Consider the following 23932-nt stretch of genomic DNA (forward strand, 5'->3'; position numbering starts at 1 on the left):
CAGACGAGCGGGCAGCCGGGTCAGATCCGGGCCGCGACCGCGAGCATGGCGGTCGCGCCGCGACGCACAGCATCCGAGCTGAGGAAGAGCTCGACGTTGTGCCCCAGTCCCGCTGGCTGCCGGATACGCCCGACGAAGCGCGGGTCGATCCCGACGACATCGACCGGTGTCGGGACCTCGCCGTGCTCTGCGTCGTCGACGACCACGAGTGTCGGTGCCTCCACGAACGCGCGCGCCACCTTCTCCGGCTGGACCGAGCGAGCACACCTCGCATGGATGGACATGCTGTGCGCCGAGACCACCGGGACCTGCACCAGGGTAGCGATGACCGGCACGTGCGGGATCTCGAGGATCTTCTGGATCTCCGCCTCCAGACGTCGCTCCGCAGTGGTCCAGCCCCGATCTGCTGCGTCACCGACCCAGGGCACGACATTCATCGCCAGCGGGGCGGGGAACGGCGAGTCCGGCCCGAGATCGCTCGTCGCGGCTCGTACTCCGCCCGGCACTAGCCCGGCCCCGGGCCGCCTGCTCACCGCGGCGAGCTCGTCCTCCAGACGCTGCACGCCCTCCTCGGCCTGGCTGTCGGCGGCGACGAGACCGGTGACGGTGAGCAGCTGCAGCTCCCAGCCCCGGTGCAGCACGTGAGCCGCATCGACCAGCGACCAGGTCACGTCACCGGGCAGGGAGACGATCCCGCGGGGACGCGCCGCGATCCGCTCGTCGTTGATGCCAGGGGCGACGAGGGGCACATCGTTCTCGAGCCGGTAGGTCGGCCCGACGTCGACGACCACGGCCCCAGCGGCGACCGCACGTTCGGCCCACCGCGGCGTCAGCTCATCCGGGAGGTTGAACAAGGCGATGTCGACGTCGTTGAAGGCGTCGTCGTCGAGCAGGTCGATCGTCTGCTCCCGGCCCCGGATGCTCAGAGTCCGCGTCGTGAGGCGGTGGTTCAGCAGCCGAATCTCACCCCAGCGGTCTGGGTTCAGCGAGAGCGCCGCCGCGAGCGCCTCGGCGAAGCGCCCCGTCGCCCCCACGATCGCGACGCAGGGGGCATCCCCCTTCGCCGCGCCCGTGGGAGCCGCACTCACACGATCACCGACCGGTACCGCCGTAGACGACCGCCTCGCCCTCGCTGGAGTCCAGGCCGAAGGCGCTGTGCACCGCTCGGACGGCGTCGTCGAGCTCGTCGCTGCTCGTGATGACCGAGATCCGGATCTCGGAGGTCGAGATCATCCCGATGTTGATCCCCGCCTCGGCGAGCGCCTTGAAGAAGGTGGCGGAGACCCCCGGGTGACTGCGCATGCCCGCCCCGATGAGGCTCAGCTTGCCGATCTGGTCGTCGTACTGGATCTGCTCGAAGCCGATGGACTCACGCAGCTGGGTGAGCGCCTCGACAGCGGTCTGCCCGTCGGTCTTGGGCAGGGTGAAGGAGATGTCGGTGCGGCTGGACTCGGTGGTCGAGATGTTCTGGACGATCATGTCGATGTTGATCTTGGCGTCGGCCACGGCCTGGAAGATCTGCCCGGCCATGCCGGGGCTGTCGGGCACGCCGACCACGGTGATCTTGGCCTCGCTGCGGTCGTGCGCGACGCCGCTGATGATCGGGTCTTCCACGGTCTCTCCTTCGTCGGTCGAATCTACCCAGGTGCCCTCCTTGGCGGAGAACGAGCTGCGGACGTGGATGGGCATGGTGAAGCGGCGCGCGTACTCCACGCACCGCAGGTGGAGGATCTTCGCGCCGCTGGCGGCCATCTCGAGCATCTCGTCGTGGGAGATCCGGTCGATCTTGCACGCGGTGCTGACGATGCGGGGGTCGGCGGTGAAGACGCCGTCGACGTCGGTGTAGATCTCGCACACGTCGGCCTGCAGGGCGGAGGCCAGGGCGACTGCGGTGGTGTCGGAACCGCCGCGGCCGAGGGTGGTGATCTCCTTGGTGTCGCCGCTGACCCCCTGGAATCCGGCGACGATAACGATGTGCCCCTTCTCGATGGCCGAGGTGATCCGGCCGGGGGTGACGTCGACGATCCGCGCCTTGCCGTGCGTGTCGTCGGTGATCAGACCGGCCTGAGAGCCGGTGAGAGAGCGCGCGGTGTGCCCGAGGTTGGCGATGGCCATCGCGACGAGCGCCATCGAGATCCGCTCGCCCGAGGTGAGCAGCATGTCCAGCTCACGGGCCGGCGCCAGCGGGGTCACCTGGTCGGCGAGGTCGAGCAGGTCGTCGGTCGTGTCGCCCATCGCAGAGACGACGACGACGACGTCGTTGCCCCGCTTCTTGGTCTCGACGATGCGCTTGGCGACCCGCTTGATGCTCTCGGCATCGGCGAGGGAGGATCCGCCGTACTTCTGGACAACCAGGCTCAAGTGATCTCACTCCGTGGTGGCGAAGGGGGGGCGGCCGGCCGCGGCTCCTTCGCTCGCGGTCAAGCCTCGGACTGCGCCCAGTGTACTGGCCGGGCCCCGCTCGCACCCGGGCCGGGAGGAGCCGGCCCGCGTCGCGGGCCGCATCGCGGCAGCGACGACACGAGTCGCGAGGGCTATCCGCTCGGAGGCGTGATCACTGCCTCAGCACGGCAAGGTTGACCCACTCGTGTCGCTCTACCCGCGGGTAACACACCGGGTGCGGTCCCGGCGCCTACGCGTCGAGCGCCTGGGACTCGGCGTCGGCGACCTCGCTCGCATCGGCATCGAGCCGCACGTGCGCGAGCAGCCCGAGCAGCACGCGGTGGGCGCTGCTCGCCCGGTCACCCCACACCGAGAGATAGCTGTACTGCCACCACCACAGCGCCTCGGACCAGCGGCCGTCGGCATGGTGCGCCAGCCCGTGCGTCAGGGCCTCGGTCACGGTCGCGAGGTCGGCGCTGAGCGAGCCGGTCGCCACCTCGCCGGAGGTCACCGGGTCGACGAGGTCGACGTAGTCGTCCAGCCCGTCGAAGAGGCGCGCGATCCCCTCGCGCAGCGGCTCGATGTCGGTCTCGGCCGCGTCCGGCTCGAACCGTTCGGCCGGGACGACGTCGGCGATCGCGCCCAAGCGCGCACCCATGAGCTGCACCTGACCGGTCGCGAGCAGGAGGAGCGGGAGCGCGGTCTCGGCCGCGCCGTCGGCGGCGACCCCTGCCACGGTCTCGACGAAGGCGCGAGCCTCGGTCGCGCACTCGTCGGCCAGCAACCGGTGCTGCCGGTCCGCGAGATCACGCTCGGCGTCAGGCATTGAGCAGCTTCCGGCCCTCGAAGGCCCGCCCCAGGGTCACCTCGTCGGCGTACTCCAGATCGCCGCCGACCGGCAGGCCCGAGGCCAGTCGGCTGACCCTCAGCTCGAAGGGGGAGAGCAGCCTGGCCAGGTACGACGCGGTCGCCTCGCCCTCGAGGTTGGGGTCGGTGGCGATGATGATCTCGGTGACCTCGCCCGAGGAGAGGCGGGCCATCAACTCGGAGAAGCGCAGGTCGTCCGGCCCGATCCCGTCCAGCGGGCTGATCGCGCCACCGAGGACGTGGTAGCGCCCCCGGAACTCGCGGGTCCGCTCGATCGCCACGACGTCCTTGGGCTCCTCGACCACGCAGATCGCCGTGGCGTCTCGGCGCGGGTCGGCGCAGATCCGGCACTGGGTGCCCTCGGCGATGTTGCCGCACGTCTCGCAGAAGGCCACCTTGGCCTTGACCTCGCTGAGCGCCTGGACCAGTCGCTGAACGTCGTGCGGGTCGGCCTGGAGCAGGTGGAAGGCGATGCGTTGGGCACTCTTCGGGCCGACCCCGGGCAGGCGTCCGAGCTCGTCGATGAGGTCCTGCACCACTCCTTCAAACACGGGCATGACACTACGCGCCCGTGCCGCCCCCACCTAGCATCGACGCCAGCTGTCCTCGGGCCACGCACGGGGCCGGTCGGCCCGTCCTAGCCCTCGTCCTCGCGGATCACGGTCCCACCGAGGACTCGCTGGACGACCGCCGGGCCGGCCTCGCCGGCCTCGACGATGTCCTCGTCGTCGGCGCTGACGCCAGCCGCGTCCAGGGCGTCCCCCCGGTCACGGGAGGGCACAGCCGCAGTCGGCGACGGCTCGGTCGATGCTGCACCTCCGGGCGGGCCGGCCTGAGCCGGGGCCGCAGGGGCCTGGGCGTCCTCGCCCGCCGGCTCCGAGCTGGAGCGGCCCGCATTGGCGAAGGGGTCCTCGGTTGCCCAGCTGGGGGCGCCGCCCGCAGCCGCAGAGCTCGACCAGCTCGGCCGCTCACCCGGGCCATCGGACCGGGACGGGTCGGAGCCGGGCGAGCTCGCGCCGGATGAGCTGGCGACGGGCGGACGCTGCGCGGGCGAGCCGGCTAGGGAGGTGGACCGGGCCGGCGCCTGCGCGGACGGGCCGGGCGCCGACGCCGCGGCGGGACCTGACCCGCCCGGAACCGACCCGTCCGAGGATCCGGCACCGGGCGGGCGCCCGGCACCAGACGAGGGCCCAGGGGCGGCGGCCGTCCCCTCGTCGACGTGCGGGATCCCCTCGACCATCACGTCGACGCCGAGCGCGTCGATGAGGGCTTGGCGCACGACATCGGCGTGCGAACCGGAGCGGAAGGCATTGGCCAGCCCGGTGGTGGAGATCCCGATGACAAGCCGCTGACCGTCGTAGGAGAGCACCTGCCCGTGCTCGGAGAGGAAGGTCCACGTGGCGCGGCGCCGCTGGTAGATGCGCCCGAGGATGTCGGGCCACGCGCGGCGAATCGCGTCCACGTCGAGAGCGCCGGCCCGGGCCGGGGCACCACCACCGGTGTCGTCAGCGGGGGCACTGTCCGGACCGCTGCCGGTCGTAGGGGCTCCGGCGCTCGGACCACCGGCTGTCGGAGGAGCATCGTCGTCGCGGCCCCCAGCGGACGCGGCGGGCACGTCGTCCTGCGGCTGGGGACGAGCGGCCTCCGCGGGCGCGCCGCCGCTCGGAGCGGGCGCCCCCGATCGCACCGGCTGATCGGCGGGCGACGCCTGGGACGGGGCCGACGCAGGAGGTGCGGCAGACTCCCCCTTCGCCGTCGGGACGCCCCCGACCTCCATCCGGCGCTCCAGCCGGTCGATCCGCGCCGCGTACCCGGACTCCCCAGCAGCGCCGGGCAGGAGGACCCGGGCCGCGATGAGCTCGAGCTGCAACCTCGGGGAGGTGACCCCTGACATCTCGGTGAGGCCCTCGTTGACGATCGAGGCGGCCCGCGTCAGCGACGCGGCGCCGAAGGCCGACGCCTGCTGTCGCATCCGCTCGACCTGGTCCTCGGGCAGCCCGCGCAGGATGGCGCGCGCTCCGTCTGGGGCGGCGAGGACGACGATGAGGTCGCGCAGCCGCTCGAGGAGGTCCTCGACGAACCGGCGCGGGTCCAGCCCGGTCTCGATGACGTCGTGCAGGTGCCGGTAAACCGACCCCGCGTCGCCCGCGGCGAAGCCGGTGATCACCGCGTCGAGCAGCTCGCCGTCGGTGAAGCCGAGCAACGCGGCCGCCCGCTCGTAGGTCAGACCCTCGTCCGAGCTGCCGGCGATGAGCTGGTCGAGCACCGACAGCGAGTCGCGCACCGAGCCGCCGCCGGCGCGCACGACGAAGGAGAGCACCCCGGGCTCGACCGCCACGCCCTCGCTGGCGCACAGCTGCTCGAGGTAGTCCTGCAGCCGGGCCGGTGGGACGAGGCGGAAGGGGTAGTGGTGGGTGCGCGAGCGGATCGTGCCGATGACCTTCTCCGGCTCGGTCGTCGCGAAGATGAACTTCACGTGCTCCGGCGGCTCCTCGACGATCTTCAGCAGCGCGTTGAAGCCCTGCGGCGTCACCATGTGCGCCTCGTCGATGATGTAGACCTTGTACCGGCTCTGCGCCGGGGCGAAGGAGGCCCGCTCGCGCAGGTCGCGCGCGTCGTCGACCCCACCGTGGCTCGCGGCGTCGATCTCGATGACGTCGACGGTGCCCGCCCCGCCCCGCGCCAGGGCGACACAGCTCTCGCACTGCCCGCACGGCTCGGGGGTTGGCCCCTGCTCGCAGTTGAGGCAACGGGCCAGGATCCGCGCGCTCGTCGTCTTGCCGCACCCCCGGGGCCCGGAGAAGAGGTAGGCGTGGTTGACCCGACCCGTGCGCAGGGCCTGCATCAACGGGTCGGTGACCTGCTCCTGGCCGATGACGTCGGCGAAGGTCTCCGGCCGGTAGCGGCGGTAGAGGGCGGTGCTCACGCCGATGACCCTAGTCCGAGCCACCGACGACGCGACACCAGCAGCGAAGAGGTGCTCCTCCCCCAACGCCCGCCGCAGACAGCGTTCAGCTGCGCAGCGTGGCGGTGGCCGTGGACCACTTCACGAGCTGGGCCATGAGGGTGGACAGCTCCTTGGTTCGCCGCTCCTGCGGGGTGAAGGTGCCGCCGTCGAAGTCGGTGAAGGTCGACATCGAGAGCTGACCCCGGACGACGTGCATCTGGGCGTTGGCGCAGATCTGCCGCCAGTGCTCGACGGCACGCACCCCTCCGTCGGAGCCGTAGGAGACCAGGGCGACGCACTTGTAGGTCCACTCGGGGAAGATCACGTCGAAGGCGTTCTTCAGGGCCGCCGGGACGCCGTGGTTGTACTCGGGCGTGACGAAGACGTACCCGTCGAAGGCGTCGATCGTCTCGCTCCAGCGCCTCGTCTTCTCGTTCTCGTACTGCCGCTTGGCGGCACCGGGCACGGTCGGCTCGTTCAGCAGGTCCAGGTCGTAGTCGGCGAGGTCGACCAGCTCGTACTCGGCGTCGTCGCGCCCGCTGACCTGCTCGAAGACCCACCGGCCCACCTGCTCCCCCACGCGTCCGGGGCGGGTACTTCCGAGAATGACGGCGATCTTCATGCTGCTCCTTGGGTGCTCTGATCGTGGTCAGTGGGGCGAAGGGGGACAAGCCTCGCCCCATCGTGTCGCACAGCGACCGGCCCGCCGCACCCGAGGGTGCGGCGGGCCGGTGCGGATGGTCAGCGACGTCCGGCGTCGGGGTGGTCGTCGCGCCCTCGCGCGTCGTCGACCCTGTCCCGGACCTTCTCGCCGAGGCCTCGATCGTCGCGGTGCCTGTCCGTGTGCTGGTCGTACGCACCGTCGTCGGCACCACCGTCGGCACCCCGATCGGCGCCACCGTCGGCCCCCCGATCGGCGCCACCGTCGGCCCCCCGGTCGGCGCCACCGTCGTCACCCACGCGGTGAGATCCGCGGGAGGTAGATCCATCGCGGTCGCCGAGCGTCCCCGCACCGCCGTCGGCGCCATGGTCCGCGCCGCGGTCGTCGCGGTCGTAGGAGCTCTCGGACTCGATCATGTCGTCGCGGTAGCCGTCGTCGTTGCGGTCCTGGTGACCGTCCTCGAAGCGGTCAGACCGCTCGGCGTGACGTGACCGGTCGGCGTCGTCGGCGGCGTAGTCCTCTCGGTCGTGACCCCGCTCGTGATCGCGGTCGCCGCTCGCGGCGGCGCCAGCCCCTGCAGCACCCGCGCCCGCTGCGGCCGTGCCGTAGCCGGCGCCGCGGTCATCCGCGGAGCCGTCCTCCAGACGGTTGCCGTGCTTGTCGGTCTTGACGTCGGGGTCGAGCTTGTCGGCACGACGCAGCTCCTCGTCGCGCTCCGCCTGCGACTGGCGAAACTGGTCGTCGCGCTCACGCGCGTCGTGCTCCATCCGCTGGGCCTCGACCTGCCGGCGCTCGGCCTCGGCGGCCTGCCGGTCGGCGTCGGCCCGCGCCTGGCGAGCATGCGCATCGGACTCTGCGGCGCTCGCCTGCTGCTCGCGCAGGTCCAGCTCGCGGTCTGCCGCGTTCTCTCGGATCTCGGCGGCCTCGTTCCGCTGCGACTCGGCCTTCTTCTTGTTGCCCATCGAGAGCAGGATCCCGAGCAGCACGAGGGCGACGAGCACCGCCAGGATGATCCAGATCCAGCTGTTGCCGTCCATGTGGACGTCCTCCCTTCGGCAACCGGTCGGTCGCCATCTACCCGACACGCTAGGCAGGTTCGGCGTCACTGTGCCGATTGAGCGCACCCCAGTTCCTTCGCCGCACCTGGGAGCGTTGGTGGGCTGGCGCGCAGACGCGAAGACACCCCACGTACCTGGAAGAGCTCGCCTACCCTTGCTGCGTTCCCGCCCTGGGGGAGTTCGGTGAGGTACCACCACGTGGGGTGCCACCGGCCAGACTACTAGCCTCTGGGGGTGCTCTCGAACCCGCGCCGACTCTTCCGCTTCGTGGCCACCGCCGAGGCGATCTCCTGGACCCTTCTGATCATCGGCATGGTCCTGAAGTACGTCACGCGGACCACCGACCTCGGGGTCCGGATCTTCGGGGGGCTGCATGGCTTCGTCTTCCTTGCCTACGTCCTCGTCGCCCTGGCGCTGTGGGTCGATCACCGCTGGCCCCTCCGCACCGGCGCGCTAGCGTTGCTCAGCGCGCTACCGCCGTGGGTGACGCTGTGGTTCGAGCGGTGGGTGGAGCAGCCCCGCCACGGCGGGTTGCAGCCGCGCTGGCGTCTGGGCGAAGGGGGTAAGCCGCCGGCCTCTGCTCCCGAGCGCCTGCTGGCGGGCGCCCTTCGCCGTCCCGGAGCCGCGGCACTCCTCGGCGTCGCCGTCATCGCGGTGGTCTTCGCGGTCCTGCTCTGGCTGGGCCCCCCGGTCCCGAAGGGCTGATCGGGGCTGGTGAATGAAGAGAGCTCCCCGGGCCGGATCGGCCCGAGGAGCTCGGTGGCGGAGGATATGGGATTTGAACCCATGAGGGGTTTCATCCCCAACACGATTTCCAATCGTGCGCACTAGGCCACTATGCGAATCCTCCAACGCGGGAGGCTACCGGAGATCGGGCGGGCGTCGAAAATCCGGGCAGTCCCCGAGGCCGCACGACCGGCGCCGCCAGGCGGTTCCCCCTTCGCCCGACTGGCTCACCGGCCGGGCCGCTCGGCTCCCCCTTCGCGCCGCTCGTCCACCGCAGTCCCGGAACGCCTGGCGCCGTCCCCGAACCCGGCGCCATGATCGCGGGCATGGACACCGGAGTCTGGGCCGCGGCGCACGCGGCGAGCACGAACGACCCGACGAGCTTCTGGGGCGAGGCGGCGGCCGCGATCGAGTGGGAGGTCGAGCCGAGCACAGTGCTCGACGAGAGCAACCCGCCGCTGTACCGCTGGTTCGAGGGCGGGCGGCTGAACACCTGCTTCAACGCCGTCGACCGGCACGTGCGGGACGGCCGGGGCGACCAGGCCGCGATCTACTACGACTCCCCCGTCACCCAGACCCGGCGGAGGATCACCTACTCCGAGCTCCTCGACCAGGTCAGCCGCCTCGCGGGGGCGCTGCGATCGCTCGGGGTGGGCGTCGGCGACCGGGTCGTCATCTACATGCCGATGGTGCCCGAGGCGGTCATCGGCATGCTCGCCTGCGCGCGGCTCGGAGCGATCCACTCGGTCGTCTTCGGCGGCTTCGCCCCGGCCGAGCTCGCGGCCAGGATCGAGGACGCCGAGCCCACCGTGGTCCTCTCCGCGTCGTGCGGGGTCGAGCCGAAGCGGGTCGTCGAGTACCAGCCCTACCTCGCCGAGGCCATCGAGCGCAGCACCCACAAGCCCGATCACGTCGTGATGCTCCAGCGCGAGCAGGGGCCGGCCGCAGTGCCACCCGGCTACCACGACTGGGACGAGCTGATGGCCTCCGACGCGGCCCAGCCGGTCGACCCGGTGACGGTCGCCGCCACCGACCCGCTCTACGTCCTCTACACCTCCGGCACGACCGGACGGCCCAAGGGCATCGTCCGCGACAACGGCGGGCACGCGGTCGCGCTGCGGTGGTCGATGGAGCACATCTACGACGTCAAGCCGGGCGAGACGATGTTCACCGCCTCCGACGTCGGCTGGGTCGTCGGGCACTCCTACATCGTCTACGCGCCGCTGCTCACCGGGGCGACGACGGTGCTGTACGAGGGCAAGCCGGTGGGCACCCCCGATGCCGGCTCATTCTGGCGGGTCATCGACGACTACGACGTCGTCGCGATGCTCACCGCGCCGACCGCCTTCCGCGCGATCAAGAAGGAGGACACCACCGGCTCGCTGCTGCAGGGTCGCGACATCTCGAGCCTGCGCACGCTCTTCCTCGCCGGTGAGCGCCTCGACCCCGACACCTACGAGTGGGCCAGCGCGATGCTCGGGGTGCCCGTGGTCGACAACTGGTGGCAGACCGAGACGGGCTGGCCGATCGCGGCCAACCCCCGCGGGCTGGAACCGATGCCGATCAAGCCGGGCTCGCCCACGGTGCCGGTGCCCGGCTACGACGTGCGTGTCGTCGACGAGACCGGAGCCGAGTGCGACCGCGGCAACGAGGGCGCGATCGTCATCAAGCTGCCCTTGCCCCCCGGGACCCTCCCCACTCTCTGGGGTGATGACCAGCGGTACATCGACAGCTACCTCTCGGCGTTCGACGGGTACTACCTCACCGGGGACGGCGGGCTGATCGACGACGACGGGTACGTCTTCGTCATGGGGCGTACCGACGACGTCCTCAACGTCGCCGGGCACCGTCTGTCCACCGGGTCGATCGAGGCGGCGCTCGCGGGCCACCCCGACGTCGCCGAGGCATGCGTCATCGGTGTCGCTGACGACTTCAAGGGGCAGGTCCCCCGCGGCCTCGTCGTCGTGAAGTCGGGGGTCGATCCGGAGCAGGACGGTGAGCGGATCCGCGCCGAGCTGGTACGGCGGGTCCGTGAGGAGGTGGGCGCGGTGGCCTCGCTGCGCGAGGTCGACATCGTCTCGGCCCTGCCCAAGACCCGCTCGGGCAAGATCCTGCGCAAGACGATGCGCGAGATCGCCGACGGCAAGACGCCGAGGATCCCCGGGACGATTGAGGACGCAAGCGTCCTTGACGACCTCGCCCCGGTGCTGCGCCGCCCCTGAGCCGCGCCCGCTGGTGACCCGCGCCCGCCCGCTGACCCGCACCCGCCGGTGACCCGCGGGTACGAAGACAGAGGTGAGCGGACCGCCCTTCGCTCACTCGGTGGTGACACGGATCCGCGGGTCAGGCGGCGCGACTCATGTCGTCGCTACCGAGGGCGGCCGGCTCGCCCAGACGCAGGGCGACCGCGCGCTGCACGCGCTCGCGCACCCACTCCGGCCGGTGCATGACCTGATCCCACGTGAAGCGCAGCACCAACCAGTCAGCCGCCGTCAGCCTGGTGTACCTGACGCAGTCCCGCTCGAAGGCTTCGCGCCCTCCGTGGAACTCGTAGGACTCGGCCTCGATGACGATCCGCAGCTCACCGTCCGCGAGGTCCACCACCCCGACCCGGCCGGCGTCGTCGTCGATCGGCACCTGGGTCTGGACCGACAGCCCCGGGAGGTCCCGGACGATCCACCGCAGTACGGACTCGAAGGGGTTGGCCGCGCCCGGGTCGGCGAGGTCGAGCAGGTCGAGCGCTCGGCGGCGCCCGGGGTGGCGGGGGTCGAGCTCGCCCAGGCAGAGGGCCAGATCCTCACGGGTCACCACCCCCTCGCGCAGGACCGAGTCCAGCACGCACAACGCCTCGTCCGGTGGGAGGAGCAACGCGCAGTCCACGGCCGTGCGCAGCCGGCCGGTGACCCAGCCGTCGACCAGGTCCTCCTCGGCGACGTCTCGCCACCGGACGTCGAACCGGCGGCGGCAGTCCCTGGTCACCTTCCGCCCCGTCGGCACGGCAACCTGAGGTCGCTGCGGGTACCACTTCGTCGGCCATCCCCAGGCCGCGGCCGCACTGAGCAGCACCGCACTCGCGGTGAGCTCGTGCGCGGCGCGCCGGCCCCGCTCGGCGACCTCGCGGCGACGCTGCTCGGCATCGGCGTCGAGCAGTGGGACCACCTCCGGGAGGGCGTACCTCCCGCGGGAGAGCCGCACCAGGTCCCCTCGGGCCAGCGCCTGGCGAAGCTCGTGCTCGGTCATCACCAGGAGCAGCGCGGCGCGGGTCGCGAGCCCGCCCTGCTCCCTGAGCAGGGTCAGGGCGGCGTCGCTCAGAGAGACCGCACGATCTGCCATGGCAGCGAGCCTGCCACTCGCGCGAGAAGGAGCCGCTGCGTTATCCACAGCCGCCCTCTTCGTCGCGGCTCGGACGACATGAGTGGCTCGAAGGGCGGGAACGCCACCCCGTCATCGTGGGTCTGCGGCTCCGCTAGCACCCACTCGTGTCGTCGTACCCGCGAGTAACCGGCTTATCGGCACTGGCTGCCGGGCCGCCAGCGCGACCTGCAAGAGTGTGCCCATGGAGACGCTGTCCATGGACCAGACCGTCACTCTCCTCGCGGGGCTGCACAGCGAGCATCCCGACGGGCCGCGACTGGTGATGTCGGGCAACTTCTCGGCACCGACGCCGGTGCTCGAGGCGGCCCTGCCGCAGATGCCCCGGGTCCGGCTGCACGCCCTGAACGCCCAGCGCGGGCTGCCGATGCACGACGGCGTCGTGCCCGAGACCACCTTCGTCGGCCCCGGCTACCGGCGTCACCCGCGGCTGTCCTACGTGCCGTGCCGGCTCTCGATGGTCCCGCGGCTGTACCACGGCCCCCTTCGCCCCGACGCGGTCCTGCTCCACACCACCCCGCCACGCGACGGCAAGGTCTCCCTCGGGCTCGAGGTCAACGTCCTGCCCGGCGCGATCGAGGCCGCTCGACACTCCGGTGCACCGGTCATCGCGATGACGAACCCTCGGATGCCGTGGACCTTCGGCGACGCCGAGATCTCCCTCGACGACATCGACGCCCTCGTCGAGGTCGATACCCCGCTGGCCACGCACGACCCGATCACCCCGGGAGCCGACGCGCAGCAGATCGGGGCGAGGGTCGCCGCCGAGGTGCGTGACGGCTCCACGCTGCAGGCCGGGATCGGTGAGGTGCCGGACGCGACGATCGGGATCCTCACCGAGCGCCACAGCCTGCGGGTGTGGACCGAGATGTTCAGCGACGGAGTGCTCTCCCTAGAGCGGTCCGGCGCGCTCGACCGTGGCGTGCCGATCGTCACCTCCTTCATCTTCGGCAGCCAGGAGCTCTACGACTGGGTCCACGACAACCCCCGGATCATGATGACCCGCACGGAGGTCACCAACGCCCCGGCGAAGATCGCCAAGCAGCCGCGGATGACCTCGATCAACACCGCCCTGCAGGTGGACCTGCTCGACCAGGCCAACGCCTCACGGATCGGGGCTCGGATCTTCTCCGGCTTCGGCGGGCAGACCGACTTCACCGTGGGGGCCTCGCACAGCCAGGGTGGGCGCGCCTTCATGGCACTGCGCTCGTGGCACCCGAAGGCCGACGTGAGCACGATCGTCCCGCTCGTCGACGAGCCGGTGACCTCCTTCCAGCACAGCGCGGTCGTGACCGAGCAGGGCCTGGCCTGGGTCTGGGGCCGCGACGAGCGCACCCAGGCCCGCAACCTCATCGAGCAGGCGGCTCACCCGGACGTGCGTGAGGAGCTGTGGGAAGAGGCTGCAGCGATGGGCCTGGCCTGACCCAGGACCCGGGCCTGCGCCCGGTCAGCGCGGGATCAGCGGCGACGGCGTGACGTGCCGAAGAGCGATCGGGTGATCTCGCGGCCGATCACCGTGCCGGCCGAGCGCAGCGCGGACCTGAACGCCGAGCTCTGCACGACCTGCTCGACGATGCCGGGCTCGTCCTTCTCCGGCCTGGGCGAAGGGGGGTCCGCCGGCGGCGGGGCCTGGGTCGAGGGCGGCGCCGGCTGCTCCTGCGGCGTGGGCGCCTGCTCCAGCCGGGCGCGCAGCAGCTCGTAGGCAGACTCGCGGTCGACCGCCTCGCCGTACTTGCCGGCCAGCGCCGACGACTCCACGGCGGCGTCGACCACCGACTCGGGGCTCGGAGACATCAGCGACTCCGGGGCGCGCATCTTCGTCCACGCCACGGGGGTGGGTGCGCCGTCCTCGGAGAGCACGGTGACCACCGCCTCGCCCGTGCCGAGCTGGGTGAGCAGCTCCTCGAGGTCGTAGTCGGTGTGCGGGTACGTCGACACCGCCGCGCGCAGCGCCTTCGCGTCGTCCGGGGTGAAGGCGCGCAGGGCGTGCTGGACCCGGTTGCCCAGCTGGGCGAGGACGTCACCGGGCACGTCCTTCGGGCTCTGGGTGACGAAGAAGACGCCCACACCCTTGGAGCGGATGAGCCGCACGGTCTGCTCGATGGCGTCCATGAAGGGCTTGGACGCGTCGTCGAAGAGCAGGTGTGCCTCGTCGAAGAAGAAGACGAGCTTGGGCTTGTCGAGATCGCCGACCTCGGGCAGGTCGTGGAAGAGGTCGGCGAGCATCCACATGAGGAAGGTCGAGAAGAGCTGCGGCCGGTCCTGCACCGCGGGCAGCTCGAGGCAGGTCACGAGACCGGCGCCATCGGGGGTGGTGCGCAGCAGGTACGCGGTGTCGAGCTCCGGCTCGCCGAAGAAGACGTCCGCGCCCTGGTCCTCGAAGGCGATGAGGTTGCGCAGGATCACCCCGGCGGTGGCCTTGGACAGCCCGCCGAGACCCTTGAGCTCCGCCTTGCCCTCGTCGGACACGAGGTAGGTGATGACCTCGCGCAGGTCCTTGAGGTCGAGCAGCGCCAGGCCGTTCTTGTCGGCGTAGTGGAAGACCAGGCCGAGGCTGGACTCCTGGGTGTCGTTCAGACCGAGGACCTTGCTCAGCAGGGTCGGCCCGAAGGAGGTGACGCTGGCCCGGACGGGGACGCCCTTGCCGAGGCCGCCGAGGGACAAGAACTCGGTGGCGAACCCCTTCGCCTGCCAGTCCTGGCCGACCTCCTCGGCACGCCCGCTGATCTTGTCGTTGCCCTCGCCGGGCGATGCCATCCCCGACAGGTCACCCTTGATGTCGGCGAGGAAGACCGGGACGCCCTGGCTCGCCAGCTGCTCGGCCATGAGCTGCAGCGTCTTGGTCTTGCCGGTCCCCGTCGCTCCGGCGACGAGACCGTGCCGGTTGAGCGAGGAGAGCGGGACCCGCACCGGGACATCGGCGTGGGTCTGACCGTCGAGCACGGTCGCGCCCAGGTCGAGGGCGGGGCCGGTGAAGTCGTAGCCGGTGCGGATCTGGTCCAGGTGCGTCGTCACGATGGCGAGCGTAGCGGTGGCGGGTGACGGCGAAGGGGTGATGACGAGTCGGTCACGGTCGGCCCCCTCGGCTGGGCGAGGGCGGTCGGCCCTCATATCGTGACGACGTGATCTTCAAGGCGGTGGGCGACTCGCGCCCGTACCCGGACCACGGGTACACAGCGGTCAAGGACTGGGCCGCGCTGCCTCCTCGGATGATTCGCCTCGACCTGCTCACGACGACCCGCAGCTCGCTCGACCTGCACAACCTGCTCGCCGAGGACTCGACCTTCTACGGCGACCTTTTCGCCCACGTCGTCTCCTGGCGCGGGCACCTCTTCCTCGAGGACGGCCTGCACCGGGCGGTGCGAGCGGCGCTGCAGCAGCGGCCGACGATCCACGCACGAGTGCTCGAGCTCGATGACTGACCCTGCTGGCCCGGCGCACGCGGACCGGGCGGGTGCGTCGCGGCGCCGGTCGATCATCACGATCACGGTGGTGAGCCTGCTGCTCTTCTTCGCCTTCTGGTACGCGCTGAGCTACTACCAGGCGAGCCGCGGAGCTCCTGCTCCCCCGACCGCGCGCCAGACCACGACCTGCATCGACCCCTCGGACGTACGGGTGTCGGTGCTCAACGGGACCCGACGGGACGGGCTGGCGGCAGGGGTGGCCGGGCAGCTGAAGAAACGCGGCTTCGTCGTCGAGAAGGTTGCGAACAACCCTGATGGTCAGGACGTCTCCGGCGTCGGCCTGCTGCGGTACCCCAAGAGCGAGCTGCCGAAGGTGTCGCTGGTCGCCGAGCACGTCGGCAAGCTCACCCGCGAAGAGGTGGCCAAGCAGCCCACGATCACCCTCGTCCTCGGCAAGGGGTTCACCGAGCTCCCGGCAGCACCGGACGAGCGGGCCTGCGACTGACTGCTGCACTGCCCGGCGCTCAGCCGGACGACAAGACCCCCGGGACTGATGCCCCAGGGGTCTTGTCGCACATGGCGGTGGCGGTGGGATTTGAACCCACGGTCGGCGTCAACCGACAAACGCTTTCGAGGCGTTCTCCTTAGGCCGCTCGGACACGCCACCGCCGAAGACTGTACCCGGCGGGCCCAGGTGCGCCGAAATCAGCGCCGCTCGGCGAAGAACGTCCGCACCAGTGCCGAGCACTCCTCCTCGAGCACCCCGCCGACGACCTCGATCCGGTGGGTGGAGCGCCGGTCGCGCGCGACGTCCCACACCGATCCGCACGCCCCGAGCTTGGGGTCCCACGCCCCCAGCACGATCCGCTCCACCCGCGCGAGCATCGCCGCCCCGGCGCACATCGGGCATGGCTCCATCGTCACGACCAGGGTGGCCCCGTCCAGGCGAGAGGACCCGGCGCGGGCGGCGGCCGCGCGAAGGGCGACCACCTCGGCGTGACCCGTCGGGTCACCCACCCCTTCGCGGACGTTGCCCCCTTCGCCCAGCAGCTCGCCGCCGGAGCCGACGACGACCGCACCGACGGGCACCTCCCCCTTCGCCCCTGCCTCCCGCGCCAGCGTCAACCCGCGCCGCATCCACGCGGTCTCGGCGGGGCTGGGTGGGCGGCTCACCGAACCATTGTGACGCGATAGGTTCGCCGGTATGCGCGTCCTCACCGCGGACCACCCGCTCATCGCACACAAGCTGACCTATCTGCGCAAGAAGGACACGGACAGTCCGACCTTCCGCCGTCTCGCCGACGAGCTCGTGACCCTGCTCGCCTACGAGGCGACCCGCGAGGTGCGCACCGTCCCCTTCGACATCGACACCCCGGTGTCCGCGACGAGCGGGGTCAAGCTGTCCTCGCCCAAGCCGCTCGTCGTGCCGATCCTGCGCGCCGGGCTCGGGATGCTCGACGGCATGGTGCGCCTGCTGCCGACCGCCGAGGTCGGCTTCCTCGGGATGCTGCGCAACGAGGAGACCCTCGAGGCGGTCACCTACGCCAACCGGCTGCCGGACGACCTCTCGGGGCGGCAGTGCTACGTGCTCGACCCGATGCTCGCGACCGGCGGGACGCTCGCGATGTCGATCCGGTACCTCGTCGAGCGGGGCGCCGACGACATCACCGCGGTCACCCTCATCGCCGCGCCCGAGGGGATCGAGGCGCTGCGCTCCCAGATCGAGGACCTCGATGTCCCGGTCACCCTCGTCACCGGCGCGGTCGACGAGCGGCTCAACGAGCACGGCTTCATCGTCCCCGGCCTCGGCGACGCCGGCGACCGGCTCTACGGCGTGGTCTAGCGCGCTACCACGCAGTACTGGTCGCGATCACAGCCAGTCCTGCGTGGTAGGTGGCGCCGCGGGCTGCCGTGTCGGGCGAGCGTGTCGCGGCGCTGGTCACACCAGTCACGTCTGTCACACTGCTGTGGTGTCCTGCCCGGGCCCGCCGCACTGACCCTGAGCGAGAGAGTCGAGCATGTCGATGCCACCGATCAAGAAGATCATCCTCTGGCTGCTCACGATCTTCCTCATCTACGCGATCCTCACCAGCCCCGGCGACGCCGCAGACATCGTCGGTACCGCAGGGGATGTGCTCGCCAACGGGGTGCGCAACATCGGGCGCTTCTTCGACGAGCTGCTGACCCGATAGCGATGTCCGGCGGCCCGGTCTCGCGCGGCCTGGACCGATACCTGCTGCGCGGCGAGAGGATCGTCGCGCAGATCCGACGTCACCGCATCGTCCTGGCCAAGCCGGCCCTGACCCTGCTCGGTGCGGTCCTGCTCGCGATCTGGATCGACGTCAACGCGGCCGGCGACGGCGCTGCCGGCCTGGTCCGTCTCGCCTGGCTGGGTGTGCTCGGCGTGCTCCTCTGGGCCGGCTGGCGCTTCTTCGAGTGGTGGTACGAGCGCTTCGTCGTGACCGACAAGCGCATCCTGCTCTTCCACGGCTTCATCACCCGCAAGGTGCCGATGATGCCGCTGACCAAGGTCACCGACATGACCTACGAGCGCTCGATCCTCGGCCGCCTGCTCGGCTACGGCACCTTCGTCATCGAGAGCGCCGGCCAGGACCAGGCCCTCTCCCGCATCGACCACGTCCCGCAGCCGGACGAGAGCTACCGGGCCATCGTCGGCGAGATCTTCGGGATCCACGACGAGCCCCTCGAGGACGACGAAGGGGGCACACCGGAGTCCTGGGACGACGAGGGGGAGGTCGAGGAGGAGGCTTCGCGAGGCGGCACGGTCCGTGACGGTGACCCGGCCCGCGACGCGCCGGACGAGCCCGCGTCGCATGGCCGCGGGGCCCCGGTCTACAGCAGCGCTGACCGTCGCCGTCGCCGGCTCGACGACACCGGGGAGATTCCTCCGTACGACCCGGACTGGCGCCCTTGAGCCTCAGGCCCGGTGGAACCCGCAGCGCTCGGCGGTTGCGGCGTCGACGAACCACACGTCGACCGGTGCCTGGTCGTACCAGGGGCTACCCGGCTCGTGGTACTGCATCCACTCGTGGTTGGCCTTGACCGGGTGCCCGTGCGGGACCGAGCCGTCGGGGACCGGCTCCGCCGAGCCCCAGCCGTAGCCGCCGTCGCGGATGTCGGTGGCCGGCGAAGGGGGTGGCAGCTCGGTTCGACGGACGGTTTGCTCGTTGGCGCCTGTGTCGATCTCCGTGTCGGCGGCGCCCTGGTCGAGGAGCGCGTCCGCCTGCCGCTGCTGCTCCTCGTCCTCATCGTCCCAGTAGGTGTGCTCCTCGGGGGCGGCGCTCCCCTCCCCCGGAGCCTGCGCCGGGCGGGAGCCGTCCCGCGTCAGCCGGGTGGTCTGCTCGATGTCGTCGCTCGGCGCATGCACCTCCGGCAGGGGCGGGGCAGCCGGCACGTCGCTCGACGCGCTCTCGTAGGGCTGCCACCCGGTGGGAGCGAGGTAGTCCTCCCGGGCCTCGGTGGTCGCCTGACCCTCACCGGTCTCCGGCGTGGGGCGCTTGCTGCGCGACCACAGCACGACCCCGAGCGCGATCACCGCTGCGACCGGCAGCAGGCAGACCAGCCCGATCAGCACCAGCTCGATCAGTCCCAAGCTCGACACCCTCACCCTCCTGCTCCACGCGCGCGGTCCGCACGCCGTCATCGCTGACTCTAGTGTCGCCTCACCGGGTGAGCCGGTCCAGCACCGCGGTCAGCAACGCCTCGCGCAGGCGAGGCGGCGCCGCGTCGAGCAGCGCGTTGACCTCGGCCATCCGGTCGGGCAGGGTGACCGCTCCCCCTTCGCCCCCGAGCCCCGCGATCGCCAGCAGCCCGTCCAGGGTCGCGTCGTCCAGCCCGGACGGGTCGATCTGGCCGGCCGCCGCGGCCAGCTGCGGGTCGACCTGGACCGGACCCCGGCCGCGAGCCTGCCCCGTCGCCGCGGCGAGGTCAGCGACGAGGTCGGGGACCCCCGGGGCGGTCGCCGCGCACAGGCTCAGGTGCAGCGTGGCCGCCTCGCCGGCGAAGCCCATCTGCGGCTGGACCAGCCACCCCCGGTCCTTCATCTCGTCGGCGATGGTGAAGACGTCGCAGCTGCCGTCGGTGCGCAGCGCCAGCAGGGTGGAGTCCGGCGGGACCACGACCTCCAGGCCGTCGATCGCCGCGACCGCGTCGGCCACCTCCTGGGTGGCCGCCCGTGCCACCACCGCGAGCTCCGCGTATCGGTCCAGCCCGATCGCGTGCACCACGGCCCAGGCCGCCGCCAACGGCCCGCCGGACTTGGTCGACTGCAAAGTCGTGTTGAGCACGGTGTAGCCGGGCCAGTCGGCGGCGGCGAAGAAGTGACCGCGTCGCAGGTCGGGGTCGCGATGCAGCAGCAGCGAGACACCCTTGGGCGCGTAGGCGTACTTGTGCAGGTCGACCGAGACGCTCGTGACGCCGGGCACCGCGAAGTCCCAGGGCGAGACCCCGTCGAGGAAGGGCAGCACCCAGCCGCCGATGCAGGCGTCGACGTGGCAGCGCACGCCGCGCTGCGCGGCCGCCGCCGCGACGGGCTCGACCGGGTCGACCACGCCGTGGGCGTAGGACGGGGCCGAGGCCACGACCAGGACGGTGTCGTCGGTGATCGCCGAGGCCATGGCGGCCGGGTCGGCCCGGTAGCTGCCCGGCACGACCGGGACCAGGTCGAGGGCGACGCCGAGCAGGTGGCCGGCCTTGTGGATCGCCGCGTGCACGGTGCTCGGTGCGACCAGGCGTGGCGCTTCGACGTCGGGTCGGGACTCCCGGGCGGCGAGGACGGCGAGGATGAGGGACTCGGTGCCGCCGGAGGTGGCGACCCCGACGCTCGCCTCGGGCCCGTGCAGCAGCTCTCGGGCGATGCCGACCAGGTCGGTCTCCATCGCGGTCAAGGACGGGAAGGCGGTCGGGTCGAGCCCGTTGGTGGCCCCGAACGCTGCCACCGCCTCCCGCCCGATCGCGTCGGCCTCGGCGATGCCGGAGTCGTAGACATAGCTCAGGGTGCGCCCGCCGTGGGTGGGCAGGTCGGCGGCGCGCAGGGTGGCCAGCGCCTCCCTGATCTGCTGCGCGGTCGAGCGGGTGCTCGGGTCCAGGATGGTCATCGGGCCTCCTCGGTGGCGGCGGTCACGGCCGCCTCGTCGATGCGGTAGGAGCGAAGGGGGATCAGCGCGAGCACGGCGAGCGCGGCCGGCAGCAGGGTGAAGCCGAGGGTGATGGCGGTGACCGCCGAGCCGGGCTGGGAGGCCAGGCCGTCGGTGGAGGAGACGTAGCCGCCGAGGGTCAGCACGAGGGCGTAGACGCCGGGCCCGAGGGCCAGGCCGAGGGTCTCCCCCGCGGTCCAGACCCCGGTGTAGACCCCCACCCGGCTCTCGCCGGTGCGTTGGGCGTCGACCGCTGCCACGTCCGGCAGCATCGCCATGGGGAACATCTGGGCGCCCGCATACCCGATGCCCACGAGAGTCAGTGCAGCGCCGACGGCGACGACTCCCAGCCCGTGGAGCGCGTAGACCAGGACGGCACCGAGGGCGAGCAGGAGCGAGGCAGCGACGAAGCCGGCCTTCTTGCCGATCCGGGCGCCGATCCGCTCCCACACCGGGGTGACGAGCAGGGCGGGGGCCACAAAGGCGACGAAGAGGATGGTCGAGGCGCCCGGGTCACCGAGCACCGTGCGGGCCACGTAGTCGACGCCGGCGAGCATCGTCCCCGTCGCCAGAGCCTGGAGCGCAAAGGCGGTGAGCAACGAGCGGAAGTCCCTGGCGCCCGCCACGACCCGCAGCTGCTCCGCGAGGGTCCCGCCCGCGGCCACGTGGGTGGCCGGCTGCACCCCCTTCGTCCCCCACCACGCCCCCAGCGCCCCAACCAGGATGAGTCCGCCGACGAACGCCCCCACGGCCCGGTAGCCCCACTCCGGACCCACCGCGTCCCGGATCGCCGGGGAGACCCCGCCGCTGACGAGGATGGCCAGGGCGAGGATCGCCACCCGCCACGTCATCAGTCGCGTGCGTTCGACGTAGTCGGTCGTCAGCTCTGCCGGCATGGACACGTACGGCACCTGGAAGAACGCGTAGGCGGTGGCGCAGCCGAGGAAGGCCAGTGCTACCCAGACGGCGGCGAGCCAGGTCGGTCCGGTCGGTCCGGCGAAGAGCAGGACGAAGAGGATCGCCAGCGCCGCCCCTGCCCGGATCAGGAAGGGGCGGCGAAGGCCCGCCGGGTGGGTGCTGCGGTCGGAGATGCGTCCCGCGATCGGGTTGAGGAGGACGTCCCAGGCCTTGGGCAGCAGCACCAGGAGCCCGGCGACGCCGGCCGCCACCCCCAGCCGGTCGGTGAGGTAGGGCAGCAGCAGCAGACCCGGCACGGTCCCGAAGGAGCCGGTCGCGACCGAGCCGAGGCCGTACCCCCTTCGCACCCGACCGGGCAGCTCCGCCTGCGTCATTCCCCGACCTTAGTGCGGCGGCGATCAGGGCACCGCGGGACGGACGAAACCGAGGTGTGCTCCTCCACCGCAGCCTGGGAAGATGCACCCATGCGCCCGATCACCCAGAGCCGCAAGCTGCAGCACGTCCGCTACGACGTGAGGGGCCCGATCCTCGTCGAGGCCCAGCGGCTCGAGGCCGAGGGGCACAAGATCCTCAAGCTCAACATCGGCAACACCGCCCCCTTCGGCTTCGAGGCCCCCGAGGCGATCGTCGCCGACATGACCCGGCACCTGCCGGACTCCCAGGGCTACGCGGACTCGAAGGGGATCTACTCGGCCCGCACGGCTGTCGCGCAGTACTACCAGTCCCGGGGTCTGCGCGAGACCACGGTCGAGGACGTCTTCATCGGCAACGGCGTCTCCGAGCTGATCACGATGGTGCTCCAGGCCTTCGTCGACGACGGCAACGAGATCCTCGTCCCCGCACCCGACTATCCGCTGTGGACCGGTGCGGTGGCGCTCTCGGGCGGCACCCCCGTCCACTACCGCTGCGACGAGGAGAACGGCTGGGACCCCGACCTCGCGGACATCGAGTCAAAGATCACCGAGAACACCCACGCGCTGGTCATCATCAACCCGAACAACCCGACCGGCGCGGTCTACAGCGAGGAGACGGTCAAGGGCCTGGTCGACATCGCCCGCCGGCACGATCTCGTCGTCATGGCCGACGAGATCTACGAGAAGATCATCTACGACGATGCGGTGCATAACCACGCTGCGTCCTTCGCCGGCGACGACGTGCTCTGCCTGACCTTCTCCGGGCTGTCCAAGGCCTACCGGGTCTGCGGCTACCGCGCGGGCTGGGTGATGATCTCCGGCCCCAAGCACGCGGCTGCCGACTTCCTCGAGGGCCTGACCCTGCTGGCCAACATGAGGATGTGCTCCAACGTCCCGGCCCAGCACGCGATCCAGACCGCGCTCGGTGGCTACCAGTCGATCGACGAGCTGATCGTGCCCGGCGGCCGCTTCTACGAGCAGGCCAAGCTGGCCTCCCGGCTGCTGAACGAGATCCCCGGCGTGAGCTGCGTCGAGCCGAAGGGGGCGCTGTACTGCTTCCCCCGCCTCGACCCGGAGGTCTACGCGGTCGAGGACGACCAGGCCCTGGTCATCGACCTGCTTAGGGCGAAGAAGATCCTCGTCACCCACGGGACGGGCTTCAACTGGTTCGAGCCCGACCACTTCCGCGTGGTCTGCCTCCCCGACGAGGAGGTTCTCACCGAGGCGATCGGGCGGATCGGGGAGTTCCTCGAGGCGCGACGCGCATGAGCGAAGGGGTGCCCCTCGGCCTCGCCGTGGCCGCAGGCGGCGCGATCGGCTCGCTCGGGCGCTGGGGGCTGACCGTGGTCGTGCCGCAGCACCCGTGGCCGTGGGGGACGCTCCTCGTCAACGTCACCGGCGCCTTCGCGATCGGGCTGCTCGTCGCCTGGCTGGATGTGCGTGCCGCACCCGGGTGGGTCCGACCCTTCGCTGCCACCGGTCTGCTCGGCGGCTGGACGACCTACTCCGCCTTCGCTCTCGAGGCGCTGTCCCTGGGAGGGATCGGCGTGCCCTACGTCGCTGTGGCGCTCGTCCTTGGGATCGCTGCGTGCGTCCTCGGGCTGCTGGCCGGCGAGCGGCTGATCACGCCGTCGGTGCAGGGTGGGGCGGCATGACACCGCTGCTGGTGGCGCTGGGTGGCGGCGTGGGGGCGGTGCTCCGGTGGCGCCTGTCCGTGTGGACGCGGCGGTCTGGGGCGACCCCTGCCGGTGGGACGCTCGTCGTCAACGTGCTCGGCTCTTTCCTGCTCGGTCTGATCGCCGGATGGGGGTCGCGACCGGACTGGGTGATGCCGCTGTTCGGGGTAGGCCTGTGCGGTGGGCTGACCACCTTCAGCAGCCACACCCTGGAGGTCGTTCAGGCCTGGCGCGACCTGGAGCGCCGGCACGCGGTGGCAGACCTGATGAGCACTCTGCTGCTCAGCGTCCCCGCCCTGATGCTCGGATGGTCGATGACGCTCTGAGCAGTCAGCGGCACGTGCTGGCCGTG

General features: G+C 71.5%; 24 protein-coding genes, 2 tRNA genes and 1 other RNA gene. 11 read left to right on the forward strand and 16 right to left on the reverse strand.

Annotated features, from left to right (window positions below):
* Positions 1 to 20: 20 nt before the first annotated feature.
* From FB557_RS06570 to ffs, 8 genes are all read right to left on the reverse strand, one after another.
* Positions 21 to 1088, reverse strand: a complete 1068-nt coding sequence (locus FB557_RS06570) for an Asd/ArgC dimerization domain-containing protein (protein ID WP_144856777.1) — start codon at positions 1086 to 1088, stop codon at positions 21 to 23.
* Between the two features lie 4 nt (positions 1089 to 1092).
* Complete coding sequence (locus FB557_RS06575) at positions 1093 to 2361, reverse strand: aspartate kinase (protein WP_144856779.1); 1269 nt, start codon at positions 2359 to 2361, stop codon at positions 1093 to 1095.
* A 271-nt stretch (positions 2362 to 2632) separates the two neighbouring features.
* Positions 2633 to 3208: a DUF5063 domain-containing protein gene (locus FB557_RS06580; protein WP_144856781.1), complete on the reverse strand. Its 576-nt coding sequence runs from the start codon at positions 3206 to 3208 to the stop codon at positions 2633 to 2635.
* Positions 3201 to 3800: a recombination mediator RecR gene (gene recR / locus FB557_RS06585; RefSeq protein WP_144856783.1), complete on the reverse strand. Its 600-nt coding sequence runs from the start codon at positions 3798 to 3800 to the stop codon at positions 3201 to 3203. Before recR ends, FB557_RS06580 begins: the two co-directional genes overlap by 8 nt.
* A gap of 86 nt (positions 3801 to 3886) precedes the next feature.
* Positions 3887 to 6175 carry a DNA polymerase III subunit gamma and tau gene (locus FB557_RS06590; RefSeq protein ID WP_144856785.1) on the reverse strand — a complete coding sequence of 763 codons (2289 nt, stop codon included), beginning with the start codon at positions 6173 to 6175 and terminating at the stop codon, positions 3887 to 3889.
* A gap of 85 nt (positions 6176 to 6260) precedes the next feature.
* Positions 6261 to 6818: an NADPH-dependent FMN reductase gene (locus FB557_RS06595; RefSeq protein WP_144856787.1), complete on the reverse strand. Its 558-nt coding sequence runs from the start codon at positions 6816 to 6818 to the stop codon at positions 6261 to 6263.
* A 119-nt stretch (positions 6819 to 6937) separates the two neighbouring features.
* Positions 6938 to 7894, reverse strand: coding sequence for a hypothetical protein (locus FB557_RS06600; protein WP_144856789.1), 957 nt, complete (start codon positions 7892 to 7894; stop codon positions 6938 to 6940).
* Positions 7895 to 8029: 135 nt separating this feature from the next.
* Positions 8030 to 8126, reverse strand: an RNA gene (gene ffs, locus FB557_RS06605) — signal recognition particle sRNA small type.
* 23 nt (positions 8127 to 8149) lie between these two features.
* Here ffs and FB557_RS06610 point away from each other — a divergent pair.
* Complete coding sequence (locus tag FB557_RS06610; RefSeq protein ID WP_246074512.1) at positions 8150 to 8620, forward strand: DUF3817 domain-containing protein; 471 nt, start codon at positions 8150 to 8152, stop codon at positions 8618 to 8620.
* A gap of 55 nt (positions 8621 to 8675) precedes the next feature.
* Here the strand turns inward: FB557_RS06610 and FB557_RS06615 are convergent.
* Positions 8676 to 8765: transfer RNA gene (locus FB557_RS06615), tRNA-Ser, on the reverse strand.
* 202 nt (positions 8766 to 8967) lie between these two features.
* On the opposite strand from FB557_RS06615, the gene FB557_RS06620 reads away from it, so the two are divergent.
* Positions 8968 to 10863 carry an AMP-binding protein gene (locus FB557_RS06620; protein WP_144856793.1) on the forward strand — a complete coding sequence of 632 codons (1896 nt, stop codon included), beginning with the start codon at positions 8968 to 8970 and terminating at the stop codon, positions 10861 to 10863.
* 121 nt (positions 10864 to 10984) lie between these two features.
* On the opposite strand, the gene FB557_RS06625 is transcribed toward FB557_RS06620, so the two are convergent.
* On the reverse strand, positions 10985 to 11974 hold the full coding sequence (locus FB557_RS06625; protein ID WP_144856795.1) for a DUF559 domain-containing protein: 990 nt from the start codon (positions 11972 to 11974) through the stop codon (positions 10985 to 10987).
* Positions 11975 to 12197: 223 nt separating this feature from the next.
* Here FB557_RS06625 and FB557_RS06630 point away from each other — a divergent pair, with 223 nt between their 5' ends.
* Positions 12198 to 13436: an acetyl-CoA hydrolase/transferase family protein gene (locus FB557_RS06630; protein WP_144856797.1), complete on the forward strand. Its 1239-nt coding sequence runs from the start codon at positions 12198 to 12200 to the stop codon at positions 13434 to 13436.
* Positions 13437 to 13471: 35 nt separating this feature from the next.
* Here the strand turns inward: FB557_RS06630 and FB557_RS06635 are convergent, their stop codons facing one another.
* Complete coding sequence (locus FB557_RS06635; RefSeq protein WP_144856799.1) at positions 13472 to 15124, reverse strand: helicase HerA-like domain-containing protein; 1653 nt, start codon at positions 15122 to 15124, stop codon at positions 13472 to 13474.
* Between the two features lie 11 nt (positions 15125 to 15135).
* Between FB557_RS06635 and FB557_RS06640 the strand changes: the two genes are divergently transcribed.
* Both FB557_RS06640 and FB557_RS06645 read left to right on the forward strand, forming a co-directional pair.
* Positions 15136 to 15435 (forward strand): type II toxin-antitoxin system VapB family antitoxin, encoded by a 300-nt coding sequence (locus FB557_RS06640; RefSeq protein ID WP_144856801.1) that lies wholly within the window; start codon positions 15136 to 15138, stop codon positions 15433 to 15435.
* The gene (locus FB557_RS06645; protein ID WP_144856803.1) at positions 15428 to 15922 is read left to right on the forward strand and encodes a LytR C-terminal domain-containing protein; all 495 of its coding nucleotides are present in this window, start codon (positions 15428 to 15430) and stop codon (positions 15920 to 15922) included. Before FB557_RS06640 ends, FB557_RS06645 begins: the two co-directional genes overlap by 8 nt.
* A 72-nt stretch (positions 15923 to 15994) precedes the next feature.
* Here the strand turns inward: FB557_RS06645 and FB557_RS06650 are convergent.
* Positions 15995 to 16084, reverse strand: a tRNA-Ser gene (locus FB557_RS06650).
* A 38-nt stretch (positions 16085 to 16122) separates the two neighbouring features.
* Positions 16123 to 16554 (reverse strand): nucleoside deaminase, encoded by a 432-nt coding sequence (locus FB557_RS06655; RefSeq protein WP_144857120.1) that lies wholly within the window; start codon positions 16552 to 16554, stop codon positions 16123 to 16125.
* Positions 16555 to 16621: 67 nt separating this feature from the next.
* On the opposite strand from FB557_RS06655, the gene upp reads away from it, so the two are divergent.
* The 3 genes from upp to FB557_RS06665 all read left to right on the forward strand — a co-directional run bounded on the left by upp (position 16622) and on the right by FB557_RS06665 (position 18352).
* The gene (upp, locus tag FB557_RS06660) at positions 16622 to 17260 is read left to right on the forward strand and encodes a uracil phosphoribosyltransferase (RefSeq protein ID WP_144856805.1); all 639 of its coding nucleotides are present in this window, start codon (positions 16622 to 16624) and stop codon (positions 17258 to 17260) included.
* A gap of 175 nt (positions 17261 to 17435) precedes the next feature.
* Positions 17436 to 17609 carry a hypothetical protein gene (locus FB557_RS14155; protein ID WP_170236220.1) on the forward strand — a complete coding sequence of 58 codons (174 nt, stop codon included), beginning with the start codon at positions 17436 to 17438 and terminating at the stop codon, positions 17607 to 17609.
* A gap of 2 nt (positions 17610 to 17611) precedes the next feature.
* Positions 17612 to 18352 carry a PH domain-containing protein gene (locus FB557_RS06665; protein WP_144856807.1) on the forward strand — a complete coding sequence of 247 codons (741 nt, stop codon included), beginning with the start codon at positions 17612 to 17614 and terminating at the stop codon, positions 18350 to 18352.
* Between the two features lie 3 nt (positions 18353 to 18355).
* Here the strand turns inward: FB557_RS06665 and FB557_RS06670 are convergent, their stop codons facing one another.
* The 3 genes from FB557_RS06670 to FB557_RS06680 form a co-directional block, all read right to left on the reverse strand.
* Positions 18356 to 19030, reverse strand: a complete 675-nt coding sequence (locus FB557_RS06670; RefSeq protein WP_144856810.1) for a sunset domain-containing protein — start codon at positions 19028 to 19030, stop codon at positions 18356 to 18358.
* A 70-nt stretch (positions 19031 to 19100) separates the two neighbouring features.
* Positions 19101 to 20534, reverse strand: a complete 1434-nt coding sequence (locus tag FB557_RS06675) for a pyridoxal phosphate-dependent decarboxylase family protein (RefSeq protein WP_144856811.1) — start codon at positions 20532 to 20534, stop codon at positions 19101 to 19103.
* The gene (locus FB557_RS06680; RefSeq protein WP_144856813.1) at positions 20531 to 21865 is read right to left on the reverse strand and encodes an MFS transporter; all 1335 of its coding nucleotides are present in this window, start codon (positions 21863 to 21865) and stop codon (positions 20531 to 20533) included. Before FB557_RS06680 ends, FB557_RS06675 begins: the two co-directional genes overlap by 4 nt.
* Before the next feature lie 90 nt (positions 21866 to 21955).
* Here FB557_RS06680 and FB557_RS06685 point away from each other — a divergent pair, with 90 nt between their 5' ends.
* The 3 genes from FB557_RS06685 to FB557_RS06695 are packed head-to-tail and all read left to right on the forward strand — an operon-like array spanning position 21956 to position 23906.
* A complete protein-coding gene (locus FB557_RS06685; RefSeq protein WP_144856815.1) occupies positions 21956 to 23173 on the forward strand; it encodes a pyridoxal phosphate-dependent aminotransferase in 1218 nt (405 codons plus the stop codon).
* A complete protein-coding gene (locus FB557_RS06690; RefSeq protein WP_144856817.1) occupies positions 23170 to 23559 on the forward strand; it encodes a fluoride efflux transporter FluC in 390 nt (129 codons plus the stop codon). The genes FB557_RS06685 and FB557_RS06690 overlap by 4 nt, the downstream gene beginning before the upstream one ends.
* Positions 23556 to 23906, forward strand: coding sequence for a fluoride efflux transporter FluC (locus tag FB557_RS06695; RefSeq protein ID WP_144856818.1), 351 nt, complete (start codon positions 23556 to 23558; stop codon positions 23904 to 23906). Before FB557_RS06690 ends, FB557_RS06695 begins: the two co-directional genes overlap by 4 nt.
* The last annotated feature ends 26 nt before the right edge of the window (positions 23907 to 23932 follow it).

The sequence above is a fragment of the Marihabitans asiaticum genome (assembly GCF_007828725.1).
Classification (GTDB): domain Bacteria; phylum Actinomycetota; class Actinomycetes; order Actinomycetales; family Dermatophilaceae; genus Marihabitans; species Marihabitans asiaticum.